Origin of the sequence: Pseudomonas sp. Z4-7 (assembly GCF_051131965.1) — a bacterium.
GTDB lineage: Bacteria > Pseudomonadota > Gammaproteobacteria > Pseudomonadales > Pseudomonadaceae > Aquipseudomonas.
This window is the reverse complement of sequence record NZ_CP071642.1, coordinates 5,890,547-5,906,433: the sequence shown is the minus strand read 5'-3', so window position 1 is coordinate 5,906,433 and position 15,887 is coordinate 5,890,547. Positions and strand designations below refer to the sequence as shown.

Annotated in this window: 17 protein-coding genes and 2 pseudogenes; 14 read left to right on the top strand and 5 right to left on the bottom strand. The window is 62.0% G+C overall.

Annotated features, from left to right (window positions below; all coding sequences use genetic code 11):
• Positions 1-169: 169 nt before the first annotated feature.
• Positions 170-415 carry a TIGR02647 family protein gene (locus J3P91_RS26650; RefSeq protein ID WP_150724924.1) on the bottom strand — a complete coding sequence of 82 codons (246 nt, stop codon included), beginning with the start codon at positions 413-415 and terminating at the stop codon, positions 170-172.
• 238 nt (positions 416-653) lie between these two features.
• Positions 654-938 (bottom strand): hypothetical protein, encoded by a 285-nt coding sequence (locus J3P91_RS26645; protein ID WP_434602216.1) that lies wholly within the window; start codon positions 936-938, stop codon positions 654-656.
• Positions 939-1,062: 124 nt separating this feature from the next.
• Between J3P91_RS26645 and J3P91_RS26640 the strand changes: the two genes are divergently transcribed.
• Positions 1,063-1,722 (top strand): glutathione S-transferase family protein, encoded by a 660-nt coding sequence (locus tag J3P91_RS26640; protein WP_434602215.1) that lies wholly within the window; start codon positions 1,063-1,065, stop codon positions 1,720-1,722.
• A gap of 138 nt (positions 1,723-1,860) precedes the next feature.
• Here the strand turns inward: J3P91_RS26640 and argH are convergent, their stop codons facing one another.
• On the bottom strand, positions 1,861-3,255 hold the full coding sequence (gene argH / locus J3P91_RS26635; protein WP_434570970.1) for an argininosuccinate lyase: 1,395 nt from the start codon (positions 3,253-3,255) through the stop codon (positions 1,861-1,863).
• A gap of 51 nt (positions 3,256-3,306) precedes the next feature.
• On the opposite strand from argH, the gene J3P91_RS26630 reads away from it, so the two are divergent.
• The 9 genes and pseudogenes from J3P91_RS26630 to rsd all read left to right on the top strand — a co-directional run bounded on the left by J3P91_RS26630 (position 3,307) and on the right by rsd (position 10,106).
• On the top strand, positions 3,307-3,528 hold the full coding sequence (locus J3P91_RS26630) for a hypothetical protein (protein ID WP_434602214.1): 222 nt from the start codon (positions 3,307-3,309) through the stop codon (positions 3,526-3,528).
• A 43-nt stretch (positions 3,529-3,571) separates the two neighbouring features.
• Positions 3,572-3,721, top strand: a pseudogene (locus J3P91_RS26625) (sensor histidine kinase); the annotation flags it as partial.
• The gene (locus J3P91_RS26620) at positions 3,718-4,464 is read left to right on the top strand and encodes a LytR/AlgR family response regulator transcription factor (protein ID WP_305497976.1); all 747 of its coding nucleotides are present in this window, start codon (positions 3,718-3,720) and stop codon (positions 4,462-4,464) included. The pseudogene J3P91_RS26625 and the gene J3P91_RS26620, both read left to right, overlap by 4 nt.
• 127 nt (positions 4,465-4,591) lie before the next feature.
• Complete coding sequence (gene hemC, locus J3P91_RS26615) at positions 4,592-5,533, top strand: hydroxymethylbilane synthase (RefSeq protein WP_434602213.1); 942 nt, start codon at positions 4,592-4,594, stop codon at positions 5,531-5,533.
• Positions 5,530-6,228, top strand: a pseudogene (locus J3P91_RS26610) (uroporphyrinogen-III synthase); the annotation flags it as partial. The gene hemC and the pseudogene J3P91_RS26610, both read left to right, overlap by 4 nt.
• Positions 6,229-6,312: 84 nt before the next feature.
• Complete coding sequence (locus tag J3P91_RS26605) at positions 6,313-7,443, top strand: uroporphyrinogen-III C-methyltransferase (protein ID WP_434605232.1); 1,131 nt, start codon at positions 6,313-6,315, stop codon at positions 7,441-7,443.
• Complete coding sequence (locus J3P91_RS26600; protein ID WP_434602212.1) at positions 7,440-8,675, top strand: heme biosynthesis protein HemY; 1,236 nt, start codon at positions 7,440-7,442, stop codon at positions 8,673-8,675. Before J3P91_RS26605 ends, J3P91_RS26600 begins: the two co-directional genes overlap by 4 nt.
• A gap of 253 nt (positions 8,676-8,928) precedes the next feature.
• Positions 8,929-9,483 (top strand): disulfide bond formation protein B, encoded by a 555-nt coding sequence (locus J3P91_RS26595; protein ID WP_434602211.1) that lies wholly within the window; start codon positions 8,929-8,931, stop codon positions 9,481-9,483.
• A gap of 164 nt (positions 9,484-9,647) precedes the next feature.
• Complete coding sequence (rsd, locus tag J3P91_RS26590) at positions 9,648-10,106, top strand: sigma D regulator (RefSeq protein WP_305497980.1); 459 nt, start codon at positions 9,648-9,650, stop codon at positions 10,104-10,106.
• Positions 10,107-10,163: 57 nt separating this feature from the next.
• On the opposite strand, the gene J3P91_RS26585 is transcribed toward rsd, so the two are convergent.
• The gene (locus J3P91_RS26585; RefSeq protein WP_434602210.1) at positions 10,164-10,829 is read right to left on the bottom strand and encodes an FKBP-type peptidyl-prolyl cis-trans isomerase; all 666 of its coding nucleotides are present in this window, start codon (positions 10,827-10,829) and stop codon (positions 10,164-10,166) included.
• Positions 10,830-11,022: 193 nt separating this feature from the next.
• Between J3P91_RS26585 and J3P91_RS26580 the strand changes: the two genes are divergently transcribed.
• Positions 11,023-12,153 carry an AlgP family protein gene (locus J3P91_RS26580; RefSeq protein ID WP_434602209.1) on the top strand — a complete coding sequence of 377 codons (1,131 nt, stop codon included), beginning with the start codon at positions 11,023-11,025 and terminating at the stop codon, positions 12,151-12,153.
• Here the strand turns inward: J3P91_RS26580 and J3P91_RS26575 are convergent.
• Positions 12,150-12,614, bottom strand: coding sequence for a TIGR02444 family protein (locus tag J3P91_RS26575; protein WP_434602208.1), 465 nt, complete (start codon positions 12,612-12,614; stop codon positions 12,150-12,152). The two genes, J3P91_RS26580 and J3P91_RS26575, sit on opposite strands and share 4 nt — an antisense overlap.
• A gap of 50 nt (positions 12,615-12,664) precedes the next feature.
• Here J3P91_RS26575 and J3P91_RS26570 point away from each other — a divergent pair, with 50 nt between their 5' ends.
• The 3 genes from J3P91_RS26570 to rhtB all read left to right on the top strand — a co-directional run bounded on the left by J3P91_RS26570 (position 12,665) and on the right by rhtB (position 15,883).
• Positions 12,665-14,575 (top strand): ATP-binding cassette domain-containing protein, encoded by a 1,911-nt coding sequence (locus J3P91_RS26570; protein WP_434602207.1) that lies wholly within the window; start codon positions 12,665-12,667, stop codon positions 14,573-14,575.
• A complete protein-coding gene (locus tag J3P91_RS26565) occupies positions 14,575-15,156 on the top strand; it encodes a mechanosensitive ion channel family protein (RefSeq protein WP_305497985.1) in 582 nt (193 codons plus the stop codon). Before J3P91_RS26570 ends, J3P91_RS26565 begins: the two co-directional genes overlap by 1 nt.
• A gap of 94 nt (positions 15,157-15,250) precedes the next feature.
• Positions 15,251-15,883 (top strand): homoserine/homoserine lactone efflux protein, encoded by a 633-nt coding sequence (gene rhtB / locus J3P91_RS26560; protein WP_434570989.1) that lies wholly within the window; start codon positions 15,251-15,253, stop codon positions 15,881-15,883.
• Positions 15,884-15,887: the final 4 nt, after the last annotated feature.

Genomic DNA, 15,887 nt, shown 5'->3' with positions numbered 1-15,887 from the left:
TCAAACCGGCTCGCGGCGTCGCACGTGGGGAAGCACAAGTGATGGCAGGTTAACGCCGGAATCGTGGAATTCTTGAGCTGAAAATGATTTTGACGTCAGGATTTTTGCGAAAGAAGCCGTGCGCCTGCGGAAACCCCGAGGCAAAGGGATTTCCGTGGGCGGGAGGAGATCAGGCGGTTTCTTCGGCGCGGAGTATCGTCAGGACAGTTTGCACATTTTGCGCGGCATCACGCCCCAGGCTGGTCAGATAACCGCCATCGGGTTGGTCTATCAGATCTTTTTCAAACAGGCGCTTGGCAGCGGCGATGGCTTTCGGGGCAGCGGTCTGATGAATTTTCAGGCCTTCCTGGGAACTGTCCAGGTTAAAGAGTGCAAGGATTTCCAGTTCGGCAACCAGCTCAGGGGTAAGCGACATAAGGACTCCAGACTTTCTAGGAATTTGGTCGACAGCGTCACTAAGGTGAGCGCACTCGGCCGAGCTGTCCAGTGTCAGTGTGGTGCTTTTTTGTTTAAAGCGATTTTTTTGTGGCGAGGGAGCTTGCTCCCGCTGGGTTGCGAAGCGACCCCGAAAATTTGCGACTGCTGCGCCCGAAGCGTCGGACGGCCGAGCGGGAGCAAGCTCCCTCACCACAAGAGCGGCGTTGCCCGTCGGGTCATTTCTTTTCCGGCGGCAGCTCAGGCAAGGCGCGTAAGGCGGCTTCGTACCACTCGGTATTGAACGGGCGGTCTTCTTCCAGGATCGCGTCGATTTCAACCGCCAGCACGTGGGCCATCAGGTTGAGTATGTCGTCATGCTCATAACCGACCAGGGTCAACTTGTTGAAGGTGGCCTTGGCCGCTGGCGGGTTGTCGCTTTCGATCTGGTTCTCGATGGCCTGGATCAGCGTGGATTCGACGAATTCTTCTTCGTCATGTTCGATATCGCTTGGCTCGCTCATGGCAGCCTCCTGTAGAAAAGGCCGCCAGTTTACCTGCATTCAGCAGCGTGATGCGCCTGGCGCGAAATGTCCCGCCGGTCTATAACCCAAGGCTGCCAACCCCGCACGGCCTGGAGGCTATGGAATGCTCAAGCTTTATGGTTTTTCTGTCAGCAATTATTACAACATGGTCAAGCTGGCGCTGTTGGAGAAGGGGCTGCCCTTCGAAGAGGTCCAGTTCTTTGGCGCCCAGACCCCGGAAGCCCTGGCTATCAGCCCGCGCGGCAAGGTGCCGGTATTGAAGACCGAGCAGGGCTTTATCAACGAGACCAGCGTCATTCTGGAATATATCGAGCAAACCCAGCCGGGCAAGGCCCTGCTGCCCAACGACCCGTTCGAGCGCGCCCAGGTGCTGGCCTTGTGCCGGGAAATCGAGTTGTACATCGAGCTGCCGGGACGTGCCTGCTATCCCGAAGCGTTTTTTGGCATGGCGGTGCCCGAGGCGATCAAGGACAAGGCCAAGGGCGAGTTATTGCTCGGGTTTGCCTCGCTTGGCCGGCACGGAAAATTCTCGCCTTATGTGGCGGGTGACAGCCTGAGCATTGCCGACCTGTATTTCTACTACAGCCTTTCGCTGGCCCTGCCGGTGGGCAAGAAGGTTTTCGATATCGACTTGCTGGCAGAGATGCCGAAGGCCAGGGCCTTGATGGAGCTGCTCGGGCAGAATCCGCACGTGCAGCGGATTGCGGTGGATCGAGAGGCGGAAATGCCGGCGTTCCTGGCGAAGATTGCTGCCAGGAAATAAGGTTCTGGCGCCTTGAGGACGCCTTCGCGAGCAGGCTCGCTCCCACAACGGATCTTCAGTGAACACAAAGTCTTGTGAACATGGGGAACCAGTGTGGGAGCGAGCTTGCTCGCGAAGTTTTGGCTTTTGGCTTTTGGCTTATCGGCTGGCGAGTAGCGCCTGGCCACGAACGACCGCTGCTTTTACCTGCGCCGGCGCCGTACCGCCAACATGATCACGGGCATTGACCGAGCCTTCCAGGGTCAGCACCGCGAACACGTCCTGCTCGATCTGGTCGCTGAACTGGCGCAGTTCTTCCAGGCTCATTTCCGCCAGGTCCTTGCCGTTGTCGACGCCGTACTTCACGGCATGGCCGACAATCTCATGGCAGTCACGGAACGGCAGGCCACGGCGGACCAGGTAATCGGCCAGGTCGGTGGCGGTGGAGAAGCCGCGCAGGGCCGCTTCGCGCATAACCGCATGCTTGGGCTTAATGGCCGGGATCATGTCGGCGAACGCTCGCAGCGAATCGCGCAAGGTATCGGCGGCGTCGAACAGCGGCTCCTTGTCTTCCTGGTTGTCCTTGTTGTAGGCCAGTGGCTGGCCTTTCATCAGGGTCAGCAGGCCCATCAGCGCGCCGAATACCCGGCCGCTCTTGCCCCGTACCAGCTCCGGCACGTCGGGGTTTTTCTTTTGCGGCATGATCGAGCTGCCGGTGCAGAAGCGGTCGGGCAGATCGATGAACTGGAATTGCGCGCTGGTCCACAGCACCAGCTCTTCGGAGAAGCGCGACAGGTGCATCATCGCGATGCTCGCGGCGGAGCAGAATTCGATGGCGAAGTCGCGGTCCGAAACGTTATCCAGCGAGTTGCCGCCCACCGCATCGAAGCCCAGCAGTTGCGCGGTGTATTCACGGTCGATCGGATAGGTCGTGCCGGCGAGCGCGGCGCTGCCCAGGGGCATGCGATTGGTGCGTTTGCGGCAGTCGACCAGGCGCTCGTAGTCGCGGCTGAGCATCTCGAACCAGGCGAGCATGTGATGCCCAAACGTTACAGGTTGCGCGGTTTGCAAGTGCGTGAAGCCCGGCATGATGCTCTCCGCCTCGCGCTCGGCCTGTTCCAGCAGGCCTTTTTGCAGGCGGGTGATTTCAGCCAGGATCAGGTCGATTTCATCACGCAGCCATAAGCGGATGTCAGTGGCGACCTGGTCGTTACGGCTGCGACCGGTGTGCAGCTTCTTGCCGGTCACGCCGATGCGGTCGGTCAGGCGCGCTTCGATGTTCATGTGCACGTCTTCAAGGTCCACGCGCCAGTCGAACTGGCCGGCCTCGATCTCGCCCTGGATGGTCTTCAGGCCATCGATGATGCTGTCGCGCTCGGCATCGGTCAGCACGCCGACCTTGGCCAGCATGGTGGCGTGGGCGATCGAGCCCATGATGTCGTGGCGATACAGGCGCTGGTCAAAGTTGACGGAGGCGGTGAAGCGGGCGACGAAGGCGTCGACGGGTTCACTGAAGCGGCCGCCCCAGGACTGATTGGTCTTGTCAGTGCTCATGAATTCGCTCGTGATCGGCTGAAGAAAAAGTAGCGGTTAAGGCTGCGGCGGATGATAGCAGGGTTGCCGGGGCTGGCGCTGGCAATGGTCGGCAGGTTTTTTACCCGGAAAAGCCACGCATTTGCCGGGTTTTTGCACAACGATATTTTTCGATTGAGCAATATCGTCGTGGCAACCGTCTACAGTGGACGTAGGGCTTTGCTTTTTCATCTTGGACGCATCGGACGCACCAAAAAAATGGGGGGTGCTCATATTGATCAGATCGAGTGTTAACAGTCCCTGTGGCGACGTTGTGCGACAACAGGCCTCGAGCTCCGGTAGGCAAGCGCTGGTAAAGATAGGCAACCACCTCGCGGCACTTTTTGGCCCTCGGACGAGTCTTAGCGTGGATCGCGGTGACGGATGTCACTTCCCCTGTCTACGCTATCCTTGTGCGAGACTCACGCAGGAATCCAGCGCAATATGAATGTCCTGATCGTTGACGACGAACCACTGGTCCGCGAGCGCCTGAGCCGAATGCTTGGCGAACTCGAGGGTTACAGTGTCCTGGAGCCGAGCGCCACCAATGGCGAAGAGGCGTTGGCCCTTATCGACAGCCACAAGCCGGATATCGTGCTGCTCGACATTCGCATGCCTGGCCTGGACGGGCTGCAGGTCGCGGCCAAGCTGTGCGAGCGCGAGTCGCCTCCCGCGGTGGTGTTCTGTACCACCCGGGACGATTTTCCTCCGGAGGTGTTGCAGGCCGGTGCTGTGGGCTATCTGATCAAGCCGGTCTCCGTCGAGGCGCTGGAAGAAGCGTTGCGCAAGGCTGAGCGACCGAACCGCGTGCAACTGGCGGCGCTTACCCGCCCGGCCGCCGAGAGCGGCAGCGGCCCGCGCAGCCATATCAGCGCACGGACCCGAAAAGGTATCGAGCTGATTCCGTTGAACCAGGTGGTCTACTTCATTGCCGACCACAAATACGTGACCTTGCGCCACGAAAGCGGAGAAGTGCTGCTGGACGAGCCGCTCAAGGCGCTGGAGGACGAGTTCGGCGAACGGTTCGTACGCATCCACCGCAACGCCTTGGTGGCTCGCGAGCGTATCGAGCGTTTGCAACGCACCCCCCTCGGGCACTTCCAGCTTTACCTCAAGGGGCTCAATGGCGACGCGCTGATCGTCAGCCGGCGGCATGTGGCGGGCGTGCGCAAGATGATGCAACAGCTTTAGCGTGGCGTCCCGCAGCGTTCCATCTCCAGGATTGGCGGCCAGGGAGGCCTTCGCGTCGTGATTCAAGTCAAAGCGGATTTGGCTGAGCTGTTATTATCTGCCGTATCTTTTAAGTACGGATTGATCCATGTCCCCTCGCGAGATCCGCATCGCCACCCGTAAAAGCGCCTTGGCTCTCTGGCAGGCCGAGTACGTCAAAACCTGCCTGGAAGCGGCCCACCCTGGCCTGATCGTATCGCTGGTGCCGATGGTCAGTCGCGGTGACAAACTGCTCGATTCGCCACTGTCCAAGATTGGTGGCAAGGGCCTGTTCGTCAAGGAGCTGGAAACCGCTCTGCTGGACAACGAAGCCGACATCGCCGTGCATTCGATGAAAGATGTGCCCATGGACTTCCCCGAAGGCCTGGGCCTTTTTTGCATCTGCGAGCGGGAAGACCCGCGTGATGCGTTTGTCTCCAACAGCTTTTCCAGTCTTGAAGCATTGCCCCCGGGAAGTGTGGTCGGCACTTCCAGCCTGCGTCGCCAGGCGCAGTTGCTGGCGCGGCGTCCGGACCTGCAGATCCGCTTCCTGCGCGGCAACGTCAACACGCGCCTGGCCAAGCTCGATGCTGGCGAATACGACGCGATCATCCTCGCCGCCGCCGGCCTGATCCGGCTCGGGTTTGAAGATCGCATCACCTCGGCCATCAGCGTTGATGACAGTCTGCCGGCCGGTGGGCAAGGCGCGGTGGGCATCGAATGCCGTAGCGCCGACAGCGAAATCCATGCGCTGCTGGCGCCGCTGCACCACGACGACACCGCCACGCGGGTCTTCGCCGAACGCGCCCTGAACAAGCATCTGAACGGCGGATGCCAGGTGCCGATTGCCTGCTACGCCGTGCTCGAAGGCGAGCAGGTCTGGCTGCGTGGCCTGGTGGGCGATCCCGGCGGCGGCCAACTGCTCAGCGCCCAGGCCCGAGCACCGCGCCGCGATGCCGAGGCGCTGGGCGTGCGGGTGGCCGAAGACCTGCTGAGCCAGGGCGCCGATGACATCCTCAAGAAAGTCTACGGCGAGGCCGGCCACGCGTGACGGGCTGGCGGCTGCTGCTGACCCGGCCGACGGACGAATCGGCGGCCCTGGCGGCTGTGCTGGCGGATGCGGGAATCTACAGCAGCAGCCTGCCGCTGCTGGATATCGAGCCGGTCCCGGTGACCGAATCCGGGCAGGCGATCCTCCGCGAATTGAATCAGTATTGCGCCGTGATCGTGGTCAGCAAGCCCGCCGCGCGCTTGTGCGTGGAGCTGCTGCGTCAGTATTGGCCGCAACCTCCGGTCTTGCCATGGTTCAGCGTGGGCGCCGCAACCGGACAGATTCTTGCCGATGCCGGCCTCAGCGTGTTTTATCCCGATAACGGCGACGACAGCGAAGCCTTGCTTGAGCTCGGGCCGTTGCGCCAGGCTATCGACCGGCCCGATCCCCGTGTCTTGATCGTCCGCGGTGAGGGTGGGCGCGGCTTGCTGGCAGAGCGTTTGCGCGAGCAAGGTGCTAGTGTCGACTATCTTGAGCTGTACCGGCGCGGCCTGCCGCAATACGCCGAGGGCGAACTGCCGGCCAGGGTCGAAGCGGAACGCTTGAACGCGCTGGTGGTCAGCAGTGGGCAGAGCTTCGAGCATCTGCGCCGGCTCGCCGGTGAAGCGTGGCCCGCCCTGGCGCGGCTGCCGTTGTTCGTTCCAAGCCCCAGGGTCGCCGACATGGCGCGTGCCGCCGGGGCCCGGACAGTTATTGATTGCCGTGGCGCCAGCGCCGCGGCTTTGCTGGCGGCATTACGGGAACAATCCGTGCCGTTTTCCAATGCAAAGGATGGATACGTGAGCGAAACAGCCTTGCCAAAAGATCAGGACCAGCCAGCGCTCGATGCGCCGCTTGAAACGGCGTCGCCGATAGCACCGCGTCGCGGCAACGGGCTGGCGATTGTCGCATTGTTGTTGGGGGCTGCCGGCGTCGCCGTGGGTGGCTGGGGTGTATGGCAAGTGCGTCATCTGCAAGCCAACACCCAACAGCAATCCGCGCAGGTCCAGTCGCTCAATGACCAGGCCCAGGGCCTCAAGCTCAATGAGCAACGCCTGAGCGCGCGCCTGGAGCAATTGCCTCCGGCCGAAGAACTGGAGGAGCGCCGCCGTCAGGTTGCCCAGTTGCAAGGCGACCAGCAGCGTCTCAACCAGCGCCTGGAAACCGTGTTGGGTGCCAGCCGCAAGGATTGGCGCCTGGCCGAAGCCGAGCATTTGTTGCGCCTGGCCAGCCTGCGTCTTTCCGCCCTGCAGGACATCAGCAGTGCCCAGGCGCTGGTACAGGGCGCCGATGAAATCCTGCGCGAGCAGAACGACCCGGGCTCGTTCGCTGCCCGCGAACAATTGGCCAAGACCCTCGCTGCGCTGCGCAGCACCGAGCAGCCGGATCGCACCGGGCTGTTCCTGCAACTGGGTGCCTTGCGTGACCAGGTGCTGCAACTGACCGAGCTTGCGCCCGAATACAAGGACCGTGGCGAGTCGCTGCTGGGGCTGACGAGCGACGGCGATGGTGCCAGTCGCTGGGCGCAGTGGTGGGACCGAATCTCGCGTTATATCCGCATCGATTTCAATGCCGATGAAAACGTCCGTCCACTCCTGGCCGGACAGAGCCTGGTCCAGGTGCGCCTGGCCTTGAGCCTGGCGCTGGAGCAGGCGCAATGGGCCGCGCTCAATGGTCAGGCGGCGGTGTACACCCAGGCGCTGGCCGAGGCGCGTGACGTGCTCAGGAACAACTTCAACCAGGACAACCCGCAAAGCAAGATCATGCTCGAGCGGGTTGGCGAGTTGAGCAAGTTGCCGGTGACAGTGGTCACGCCGGACCTGACCGGCACCCTGAGCGCCGTCCAGGCCTACCTCGAGCGCCGCAACCTGAATGCTGAAGACTCGGTCAAGCCGCTGCCCAAGGCGGGCGGGCAGGAGACCGCGCCATGAAGCGTCTCTACGTGATTCTGTTCGTGGTCATCGCGGCCGCAGCCTTGCTGGGCGTGGCGATTTCCGAGCATTCGGGTTACGTGCTGGTGGCGTACAAGAGCTTCCGCTACGAAGCCGGCCTGTGGGTCACCCTCGCACTGATCGCGGTGATCTGGCTGTTGTGGCGCGCAGTGTTTGCTCTGGTCGGGCTGGTAACCACGTCCACTGGCGTGGTCAACCCGTGGTCGCGACGCAACCGCAGTCGTCGCGTACAAGTTGCAATCGAACATGGCCAGCTGGACCTGGCCGAAGGCCGTTGGGCCAGCGCCCAGCGGCATCTTCACCGCGCCGCCGAAGCCGAGCGCCAGCCCTTGTTGTATTACCTCGGCGCCGCCTGCGCGGCCAATGAACAAGGCCTCTATGAGCAAAGCGACAGTCTGCTTGAGCGCGCCCTGGAGCGGCAGCCCCAGGCCGAGCTGGCCATCGCGCTGACTCACGCCCAGTTGCAGACGGACCGGGGTGACACCGACGGTGCGTTGAGCACGCTGCAAGCCATGCATGAACGCCATCCTCACAATGCCCAGACCCTGCGTCAGTTGCAGCGCTTGCACCAGCAGCGCGGTGACTGGTCGGCGGTGATCCGGCTGTTGCCGGAGCTGCGCAAGGACAAGGTCCTGCCGCCCGCCGAACTGGCTGAGCTGGAACGGCGGGCCTGGGGTGAAAACCTCACCTTGGCTGCCCATCGCGAAGCTGACGGAAGCGTCGGCTTGCAATCGCTCGATCGGGCCTGGCAACAGCTCACCTCAGCCCAACGCCAGGAACCGGCAATGGTGCTCGCCTATGCCGAGCAACTTCGTCAGCTGGGCGCCCAGGCGCAGGCTGAGGAGGTATTGCGGGTTGCGCTCAAGCGTCACTACGACAGCCACCTGGCGCGTTTGTACGGACTGGTTCGCGGCGCTGACCCGAGCCGCCAGTTGCAAGCGGCCGAGGGCTGGCTCAAGGAGCATCCGAATGACCCGAGCCTGCTCCTGACGCTGGGGCGTCTGTGCTTGCAAAACAGCTTGTGGGGCAAGGCGCGGGATTATCTCGAAAGCAGCCTGCGCATCCAGCGCAACCCTGAGGCTTGTGCCGAACTGGCCCGCTTGCTGGCGCAACTGGGCGATGCGGAGCGCAGCAACCAGTTATTCCAAGAGGGGCTGGGACTGCTGGACGAGCGCTTGCTGGCGGCACCCTTGCCGGTTCCGAGCACTTGAATTACTAATGAATCATCGTGGCGAGGAAGCTTAGCTTCCTTGCCGCATTTCCATCCCGTCGAAGGTGAATTGGGTCCGTTATGCGGCCGCTGAAGCTCTCTTCAGTAAAATCCTACAGCCTGCTGCGCCAAGTCTCGTGGTGCTTGTCGGGTATTCCTTACATCTTTGACGAAGTCTCCGCAACGCCTCGTCTTGAAAGGTCCGAGGGCTTTCCTCTACCGTAACCGCTTGTCTTTTCTGTTACGGAACCGCCATGTCTTTGGCCAGCTCTCGCTCTCTGTTTCTCCTGGCTTCCATCGCCGCGGCTCTGGTTTTGGGGATCACGTTTTACCTGGAATATGCGGTCGGTCTGACCCCGTGCAGCCTGTGCATTTTGCAGCGGTTATGCCTGACGCTGTTCCTGATGACCTGTCTTGCCGCTTGCGTGCATGGCCCGGCTCTGAGAGCTAGCGTTGTGTATGCGGCGGTGGGCGTGGCCTTCGTCTCGGGAGGGCTGGCGCTGGCGTGGTATCACGTCCTTGCGCAGAGCGATTCGATCGAGCTGTTGCCCGACTGCCTCGCCAAGCTCAGGGGCGCCGATTTGTGGTGGCACGCCATGCATCGCGCGCTTGACGGAGCGATCGATTGCACGAGCGTCTCCTGGACGCTGTTTCGTCTGAGCATCCCTGAATGGAGCCTGCTGTTTTTTATCGCGCTCTTCATCTCGATGACTTATCTGCTGCTGCGCCTGGCCTGGAATGCCCTGGTGCCACCGCTCGGCGACGAGACGTCGCAGTTGGTCCGAAGGCTGGATCAAACACTTGTATGAACTTTATAGCCTGCGTACCTTGAAGCAGTTGTCGTGCGGGCATAATCTGGCCGGCACGTATCATTGGAATCATGCCACTCGATCTGGTTGTGTCTGGCTCGTTCCTGGTCATCCAGGTGTGCTCCAGACTGCGGGGGGTGTGACTCAGAAGGGAAGAAATCACCATGCTCGAAAGTTGTCAGAATGCTCAGGAACGCTGGGGTGGGGTGCATCTGCTGATCGACCGCTGGTTGCAGGAGCGTCATGAACTGGTTCGAGCCTATGATGCTCTTGGCGACAAGCCTGAAGCACTGAGTGAAAGTCGCAAGCCTTTGCAGGAATTTTGCGGTGTGCTGGTGGACTATGTGTCGGCCGGTCATTTCGAGATCTACGAGCAACTGACGGGCGAGGCCAAGGCCTTCAATGACAAACGCGGCCTGGAACTGGCCGATACGATTTATCCGCGCATCGATGTCATCACCGAGAAGCTGTTGGCCTTCAATGACCTCTGTGATGAAGGCAAATGCGTAGCGGAAAAATTCAAGGAACTGGGCGGTTTGTTGCATGAGCGTTTCGAGCTGGAGGATTGCCTGATCGAGGTGCTGCACAACGCCCACAAGGAAGAGGCTACCGCCCAGGCTTGAGGGCTTGGCGGTGACAGGAAACGGTGCGCTTTGCGCGCCGTTTTTCGTTTAACGGCTTCAGGTCGTTGCGCCCAGCAATTCAATTTCGAACACCAGCGGCGTGAAGGGTGGAATCACGTCCCCGGCACCTTCGGCGCCATAGGCCAGGGCCGAAGGAATCACCAATCGCCACTTCGCGCCCACCGGCATCTGCGGCAGTGCGCTGCGCCAACCATCAATCACGCTGTCAAGATTGAACCACTGCGCCTGAGAGTTGGAATCGAAAACGGTGCCGTCCGGCAATTGACCGACATACCGCACCTGGACCTTGCCGTGGGGGCCGGCCTTCGCGCCGCTGCCCGGCTTGAGTTCGGTCAGCAGGATGCCGTCCGACAATTGCTGGACGCCCGGCCGGCCTTTTTCCTCATCGAGAAATTTCCGCTCGCTCTTCAGCGCCATTTGCGTTTGCGGCGTGGACGACTGCGCCAGGAGTTGCGCCTGATGTTCGGCCAGGATCCGTTCAATGCGCTCATCTGCCAGGGCCAACGGTTTACCCAGATAGGCCTGCTGCAGGCCTTCGACCAGGGCCTGGATCTGCAGGTCCGGCACGTCCTGACGCAGGCGCTCGCCCAGGCTGGCGCCGAGGCTGTAGGCCAGGTCTCGACCGTCGTTGGCGTCGGACTTTTCAGCGGCCTGAGCCAGGGAGCAAACCATGCAAAGAAATAAAAAAAGGTGACGCGACATGTGTACGTTCTCCGCCCTCGATTCGAGGGATTATGCCAGTGTCGATAACGCTCAAAGCGATTTGTCCTGGCAGTGCTGCAGACTATTTTTTGCCTCGTGCAACGCAACGCCTTGTGTAGTGTCAACATGCCCTAGCGGCGGTTGCAGCAGAGGTCTAGTATGAGCCGCACTCACGTCAGTCAGGAGGTAAACCATGTCGGCCACCAAGAAGCCTGTAAACACTCCGTTGCACTTGCTCCAACAATTGTCGGGCAGCTTGCTCGAGCATCTGGAAAATGCCTGCTCCCAAGCTCTGGCTGATGCTGAAAAACTGCTCGCCAAGCTGGAAAAACAACGTGGCAAGGCGCAGGAAAAACTGCACAAGTCGCGAACCAAGCTGCAAGACGCGGCAACCGCCGGCAAGGCCAAGGCACAAACCAAGGCCAAGGATGCCGTGAAGGAACTCGAAGACCTGCTCGATGCCTTGAAGGATCGTCAATCCGAAACCCGCGCCTACATCCTGCAACTCAAGCGTGATGCCCAGGAAAGCCTGAAGCTGGCCCAAGGTGTCGGTCGCGTTCAGGAAGCCGCCAGCAAGGCGCTGAGCCTTCGCGCGGCCAAGCCTGCCGCTGTATCGGCCAAGAAGCCAGCGGCTAAACCTGTCGCGGCAAAAACTGCGGCCAAGGCGCCCGTCAAGCCAGTCGCCAAAGTTGCCGGCAAGCCGGCTGCCAAACCTGCCGTGAAACCAGTCGCTGCCAGCGCTGCGAAACCTGCGGCGAAAAAACCGGCCGTGAAAGCAGCTGCCAAGCCTGCCGTCAAAGCTCCTGCTGCCAAGCCTGTTGCCGCCAAGCCTGCCGCAAAAGTTGCCGCCAAGCCTGCCGCTAAAACCGCTGCTGCCAAACCCGCTGCGACGAAGACCGCCGCTGCCAAGCCTGCTGCGAAAGCGGCGGCCAAACCTGCTGCCGCGAAGCCGGCCGCCAAGCCTGCCGCTGCCAAACCCGCTGCCGCCAAGCCTGCTGTCAAATCGGCGGCCAAGCCGGTTGCTGCTGCCAAGGCTCCCGTCAAAGCACCTGTAAAGGCCGTGGCAAAACCCGCAGCAGCCAAACCAGCCGCCAAGCCGACAACGGCCAAGCCGGCCGCTGCAAAACCTGCAGCCAAACCCGCTGCGAAGCCTGCCGTGAAAAAGCCTGCTGCTGCAAAACCGGTGACGGCTCCGGTTGCCAAACCTGCCGCGCCAGCACCAGCGGCCGCAGTGACGCCTGCGCCAACGACCAGCACGCCGGCGCCAGCGGTGAACCCAAGCGTAACCACCGCGCCGAGCACCACTCCGCCCCGCGCTTCCTAAGGGGTGACTGCCGCGACGCGCAGCCGATGCAGCGCGTCGCGGTTGGTTTGGCCGGCATTCGCCACCAGCCTCTGCAACCACTGCGCTGTCGCTTCATCCTGGCCCTTGGGCCAGTCCCCTGCCGTGGCTTCCAGCCGCTCCAGCAATTGTCGTTCGGCTTCCAGCTCCAGTTTCTTGATCTGTTCGCGCAGGCTACCCAGCCCGGCGTCCTGGCGGGCGAGGTCTTTCCATTGTGTGCGCAACGTCCGCAATGGCTGGACGACGGCTGCGTCCCAGGGGCCGGCCACGTGCCGAAGCTGCTGCAACCTCTGCTCATCACAGGTTACCCCGCGTTGTTCCAGCCACAGCCCGCAAAGCACCAGGCAGACGTTCGCGCCTTCTGCCTGCAACGCCAGGCACGCCGCTTCCACGCCAGGCCTGGCATAAAGGTTGATCGAAAAGCTCCACAGATCAGAGGACATCGTGCTACTCGCGCCAGTTGCGAGCGAAGCTGGTAGACTCCGCCGCCATTATGATTCGACTTCAGAACCTGACTTTACAGCGTGGCCCGCAACGTCTGCTAGAAGACGCCGAGCTGACCCTGCACGCCGGCCACAAAGCCGGCCTCATCGGTGCCAACGGCGCCGGCAAATCGAGCCTGTTCGCTTTGCTGCGCGGCGAGTTGCACCCGGATTCCGGCGATTGCTTCCTGCCGGCGGATTGGCGCATCGCCCACATGCGTCAGGAGGTCGATACGCTCGAACGCCTGGCCGTGGATTATGTGCTCGATGGCGACCTGCGTCTGCGTGAGGTGCAACGCGATCTCGCCGCGGCCGAAGCCGCCCATGACGGTGCCGCCCAGGCGCGCCTGCACTCGGAGCTCGACAGTGCCGACGGCTACACCGCGGACGCCCGGGCACGTAAATTGTTGGCCGGCCTGGGCTTTACCAACGAACAGATGGATCGCCAGGTCGGCGACTTCTCCGGTGGCTGGCGGATGCGTCTGAACCTGGCGCAGGCCCTGATGTGTCCGTCGGACCTGTTGCTGCTCGACGAGCCGACCAACCACCTGGATCTGGACGCGATCATCTGGCTCGAAGAGTGGCTCAAGAGTTACCCCGGTACACTGCTGCTGATTTCCCACGACCGCGACTTCCTCGACGCCGTAGTGGATCACGTAGCCCATGTCGACCAGCGCAAGCTCACCTTGTACCGCGGCGGCTACAGTGCCTTCGAGCGTGCCCGTGCCGAACGTCTGGCCCAGCAACAGCAGGCCTACGAGAAGCAACAGGCGCAACGTGCGCACATGGAAAGCTACATTGCCCGCTTCAAGGCCCAGGCTACCAAGGCCCGCCAGGCCCAGAGCCGGATCAAGGCGCTGGAGCGGATGGAAGAACTGTCGGCGGCCCACGTCGACTCACCATTCGATTTTGTCTTCCGCGAATCGAGCAAGATTTCCAGCCCGTTGATCGACCTGTCCGACGCGCGCCTGGGCTATGGCGACAAGACCGTGTTGGAGAAGGTCAAGCTGCAACTGACCCCAGGCGCGCGGATCGGTCTGCTGGGGCCCAACGGTGCCGGTAAGTCGACCCTGATCAAGAACCTCTCTGGCGAGCTCCAGCCCTTGGCCGGACGCCTGACGCGCGGCGAAAACACGGTGGTCGGCTACTTCGCCCAGCATCAGTTGGACTCGCTCGATGCCAAGGCCAGCCCGCTGTTGCATCTGCAAAGCCTGGCGCCGACCGAGCGTGAACAGACTCTGCGCGATTTCCTCGGTGGTTTCGACTTTCGCGGCGCGCGTATCGACGAGCCGGTGCTGAATTTCTCCGGTGGCGAGAAGGCGCGCCTGGCGCTGGCGTTGATCGCCTGGGACCGGCCGAACCTGTTGCTGCTCGACGAGCCGACCAACCACCTGGACCTGGAGATGCGCCTGGCCCTGACCATGGCCTTGCAAGAGTTCAGCGGCGCGGTGCTGGTGGTCTCCCACGACCGGCATTTGCTCAAGAGCACCACGGACAACTTCTTCCTGGTGGCCGACGGCAAGGTCGAGGAGTTCGATGGCGATCTCGAAGACTATGCGCGCTGGCTGGTGGAATATCGCCAGCGCAACGCACCGGTCAGCAGCACCCCGGTGAACCCGGACAAAACCGACAAGAAGGCCCAGCGCCAGGCCGCGGCAGCGTTGCGTCAGCAGTTGGCGCCGCACAAGCGCGAGGCCGACAAGCTCGAAGCCGAGTTGGGCAAGCTGCATGAAAAGCTGCAGAAAATCGAAACCAGCCTTGGCGACAGCGGTCTCTACGAGGCAGCGCGCAAGGACGAGCTGCGTGATCTGCTGGCTGAACAGGCCAGGCTGAAAGTTCGAGAAGCGGAACTTGAGGAGGCGTGGATGCAAGCCCTGGAGTTGCTGGAAAACCTGCAAGCGGAGCTGGAGGCGTTGTCCTGATGGAAGCGTTGTCCCTGCCTATACCCGTCATGTGGATCGAGCCGATCTGGCTCGGTGTGCAAATCCTGCTGATTCTGTTGGTCGGTTATGTTGCCCAGCGTGTCGTCGCGCGCTTCCTCACGGGGCTCGGTGAGCGCTACCCACTGCCGCCCCAGTTGGTGATCATCCTGCGCGGGGTGCTGCGCTGGCTGATCATGGGCAGCGCGGTACTGGTGGCGCTCGAACGCCTCGGCGTCTCGGCCACGGTGCTGTGGACCGCGTTGTCGGGGTTCGTCGCCGTGGCTGCGGTGGCGTTCTTCGCCATCTGGAGCGTGCTGTCGAACCTGCTCTGCGCCATTCTGATCTACACCGTCGGCCCGTTCCGCCTGGGTGACGTGGTCGAGCTGGTCGAGGCCACCGACAAGCCTGGCATCAAGGGGCGGGTGGTGGCGATCAACCTGCTCTACACCACCTTGATCGAACCCGAGGAGCTCGGTACCGGCAGCTCCATGGTGCAGGTGCCCAACAGCCTGTTCTTCCAGCGTTCGGTCCGGCGCTGGCGCGGCAGCGAAGCGTTTCCGGTCGGCGGTTTCGTCGAATAGTCCGATCCCAGGGCTAGTTCTGAAAAAAACGGTGGTTATCCGCACGGCGGCGCATTAGCTTATTCGTTTCGACGGAACTGAGCCGAGGTGTGCGATGTTGCTGGAAACGTGGCTGGCGTTCTTCGCCGCCTGCTGGGTCATCAGCCTTTCGCCGGGCGCCGGTGCCATTGCATCGATGTCCAGCGGTCTGCAATACGGTTTCTGGCGTGGCTACTGGAACGCCCTGGGCCTGCAATTGGGCCTGGCGTTGCAGATCGTGATTGTCGCCGCCGGTGTTGGCGCGATTCTCACCGCGTCAGCTACCGCCTTCTACGCAATCAAGTGGTTCGGCGTGGCGTACCTGGTCTATCTGGGCGTCAAGCAATGGCGGGCCATTCCTGCAGACCTTAGCGACGACGCGGCGGTGCGCCCCATCGGCAAACCCCTGGCTTTGGTGTTCCGCGGTTTCCTGGTGAATGTCAGCAACCCCAAGGCGCTGGTATTCATGCTCGCGGTGCTGCCGCAGTTCATCGATCCTCATGCCCCGTTGGTCAAGCAATACCTGATCCTGGGCGTGACCATGATCTGCGTCGACCTCATTGTCATGGCCGGGTACACCGGGCTGGCATCCAAGGTCTTGCGCCTGTTGCGTACCCCGAAACAGCAACGGCGGATGAACCGGACCTTCGCCGGGCTGTTCATCGGCGCGGCAGGTCTGCTGGCGACGATTCGCAGGGCTGCGGTGTAGTTAC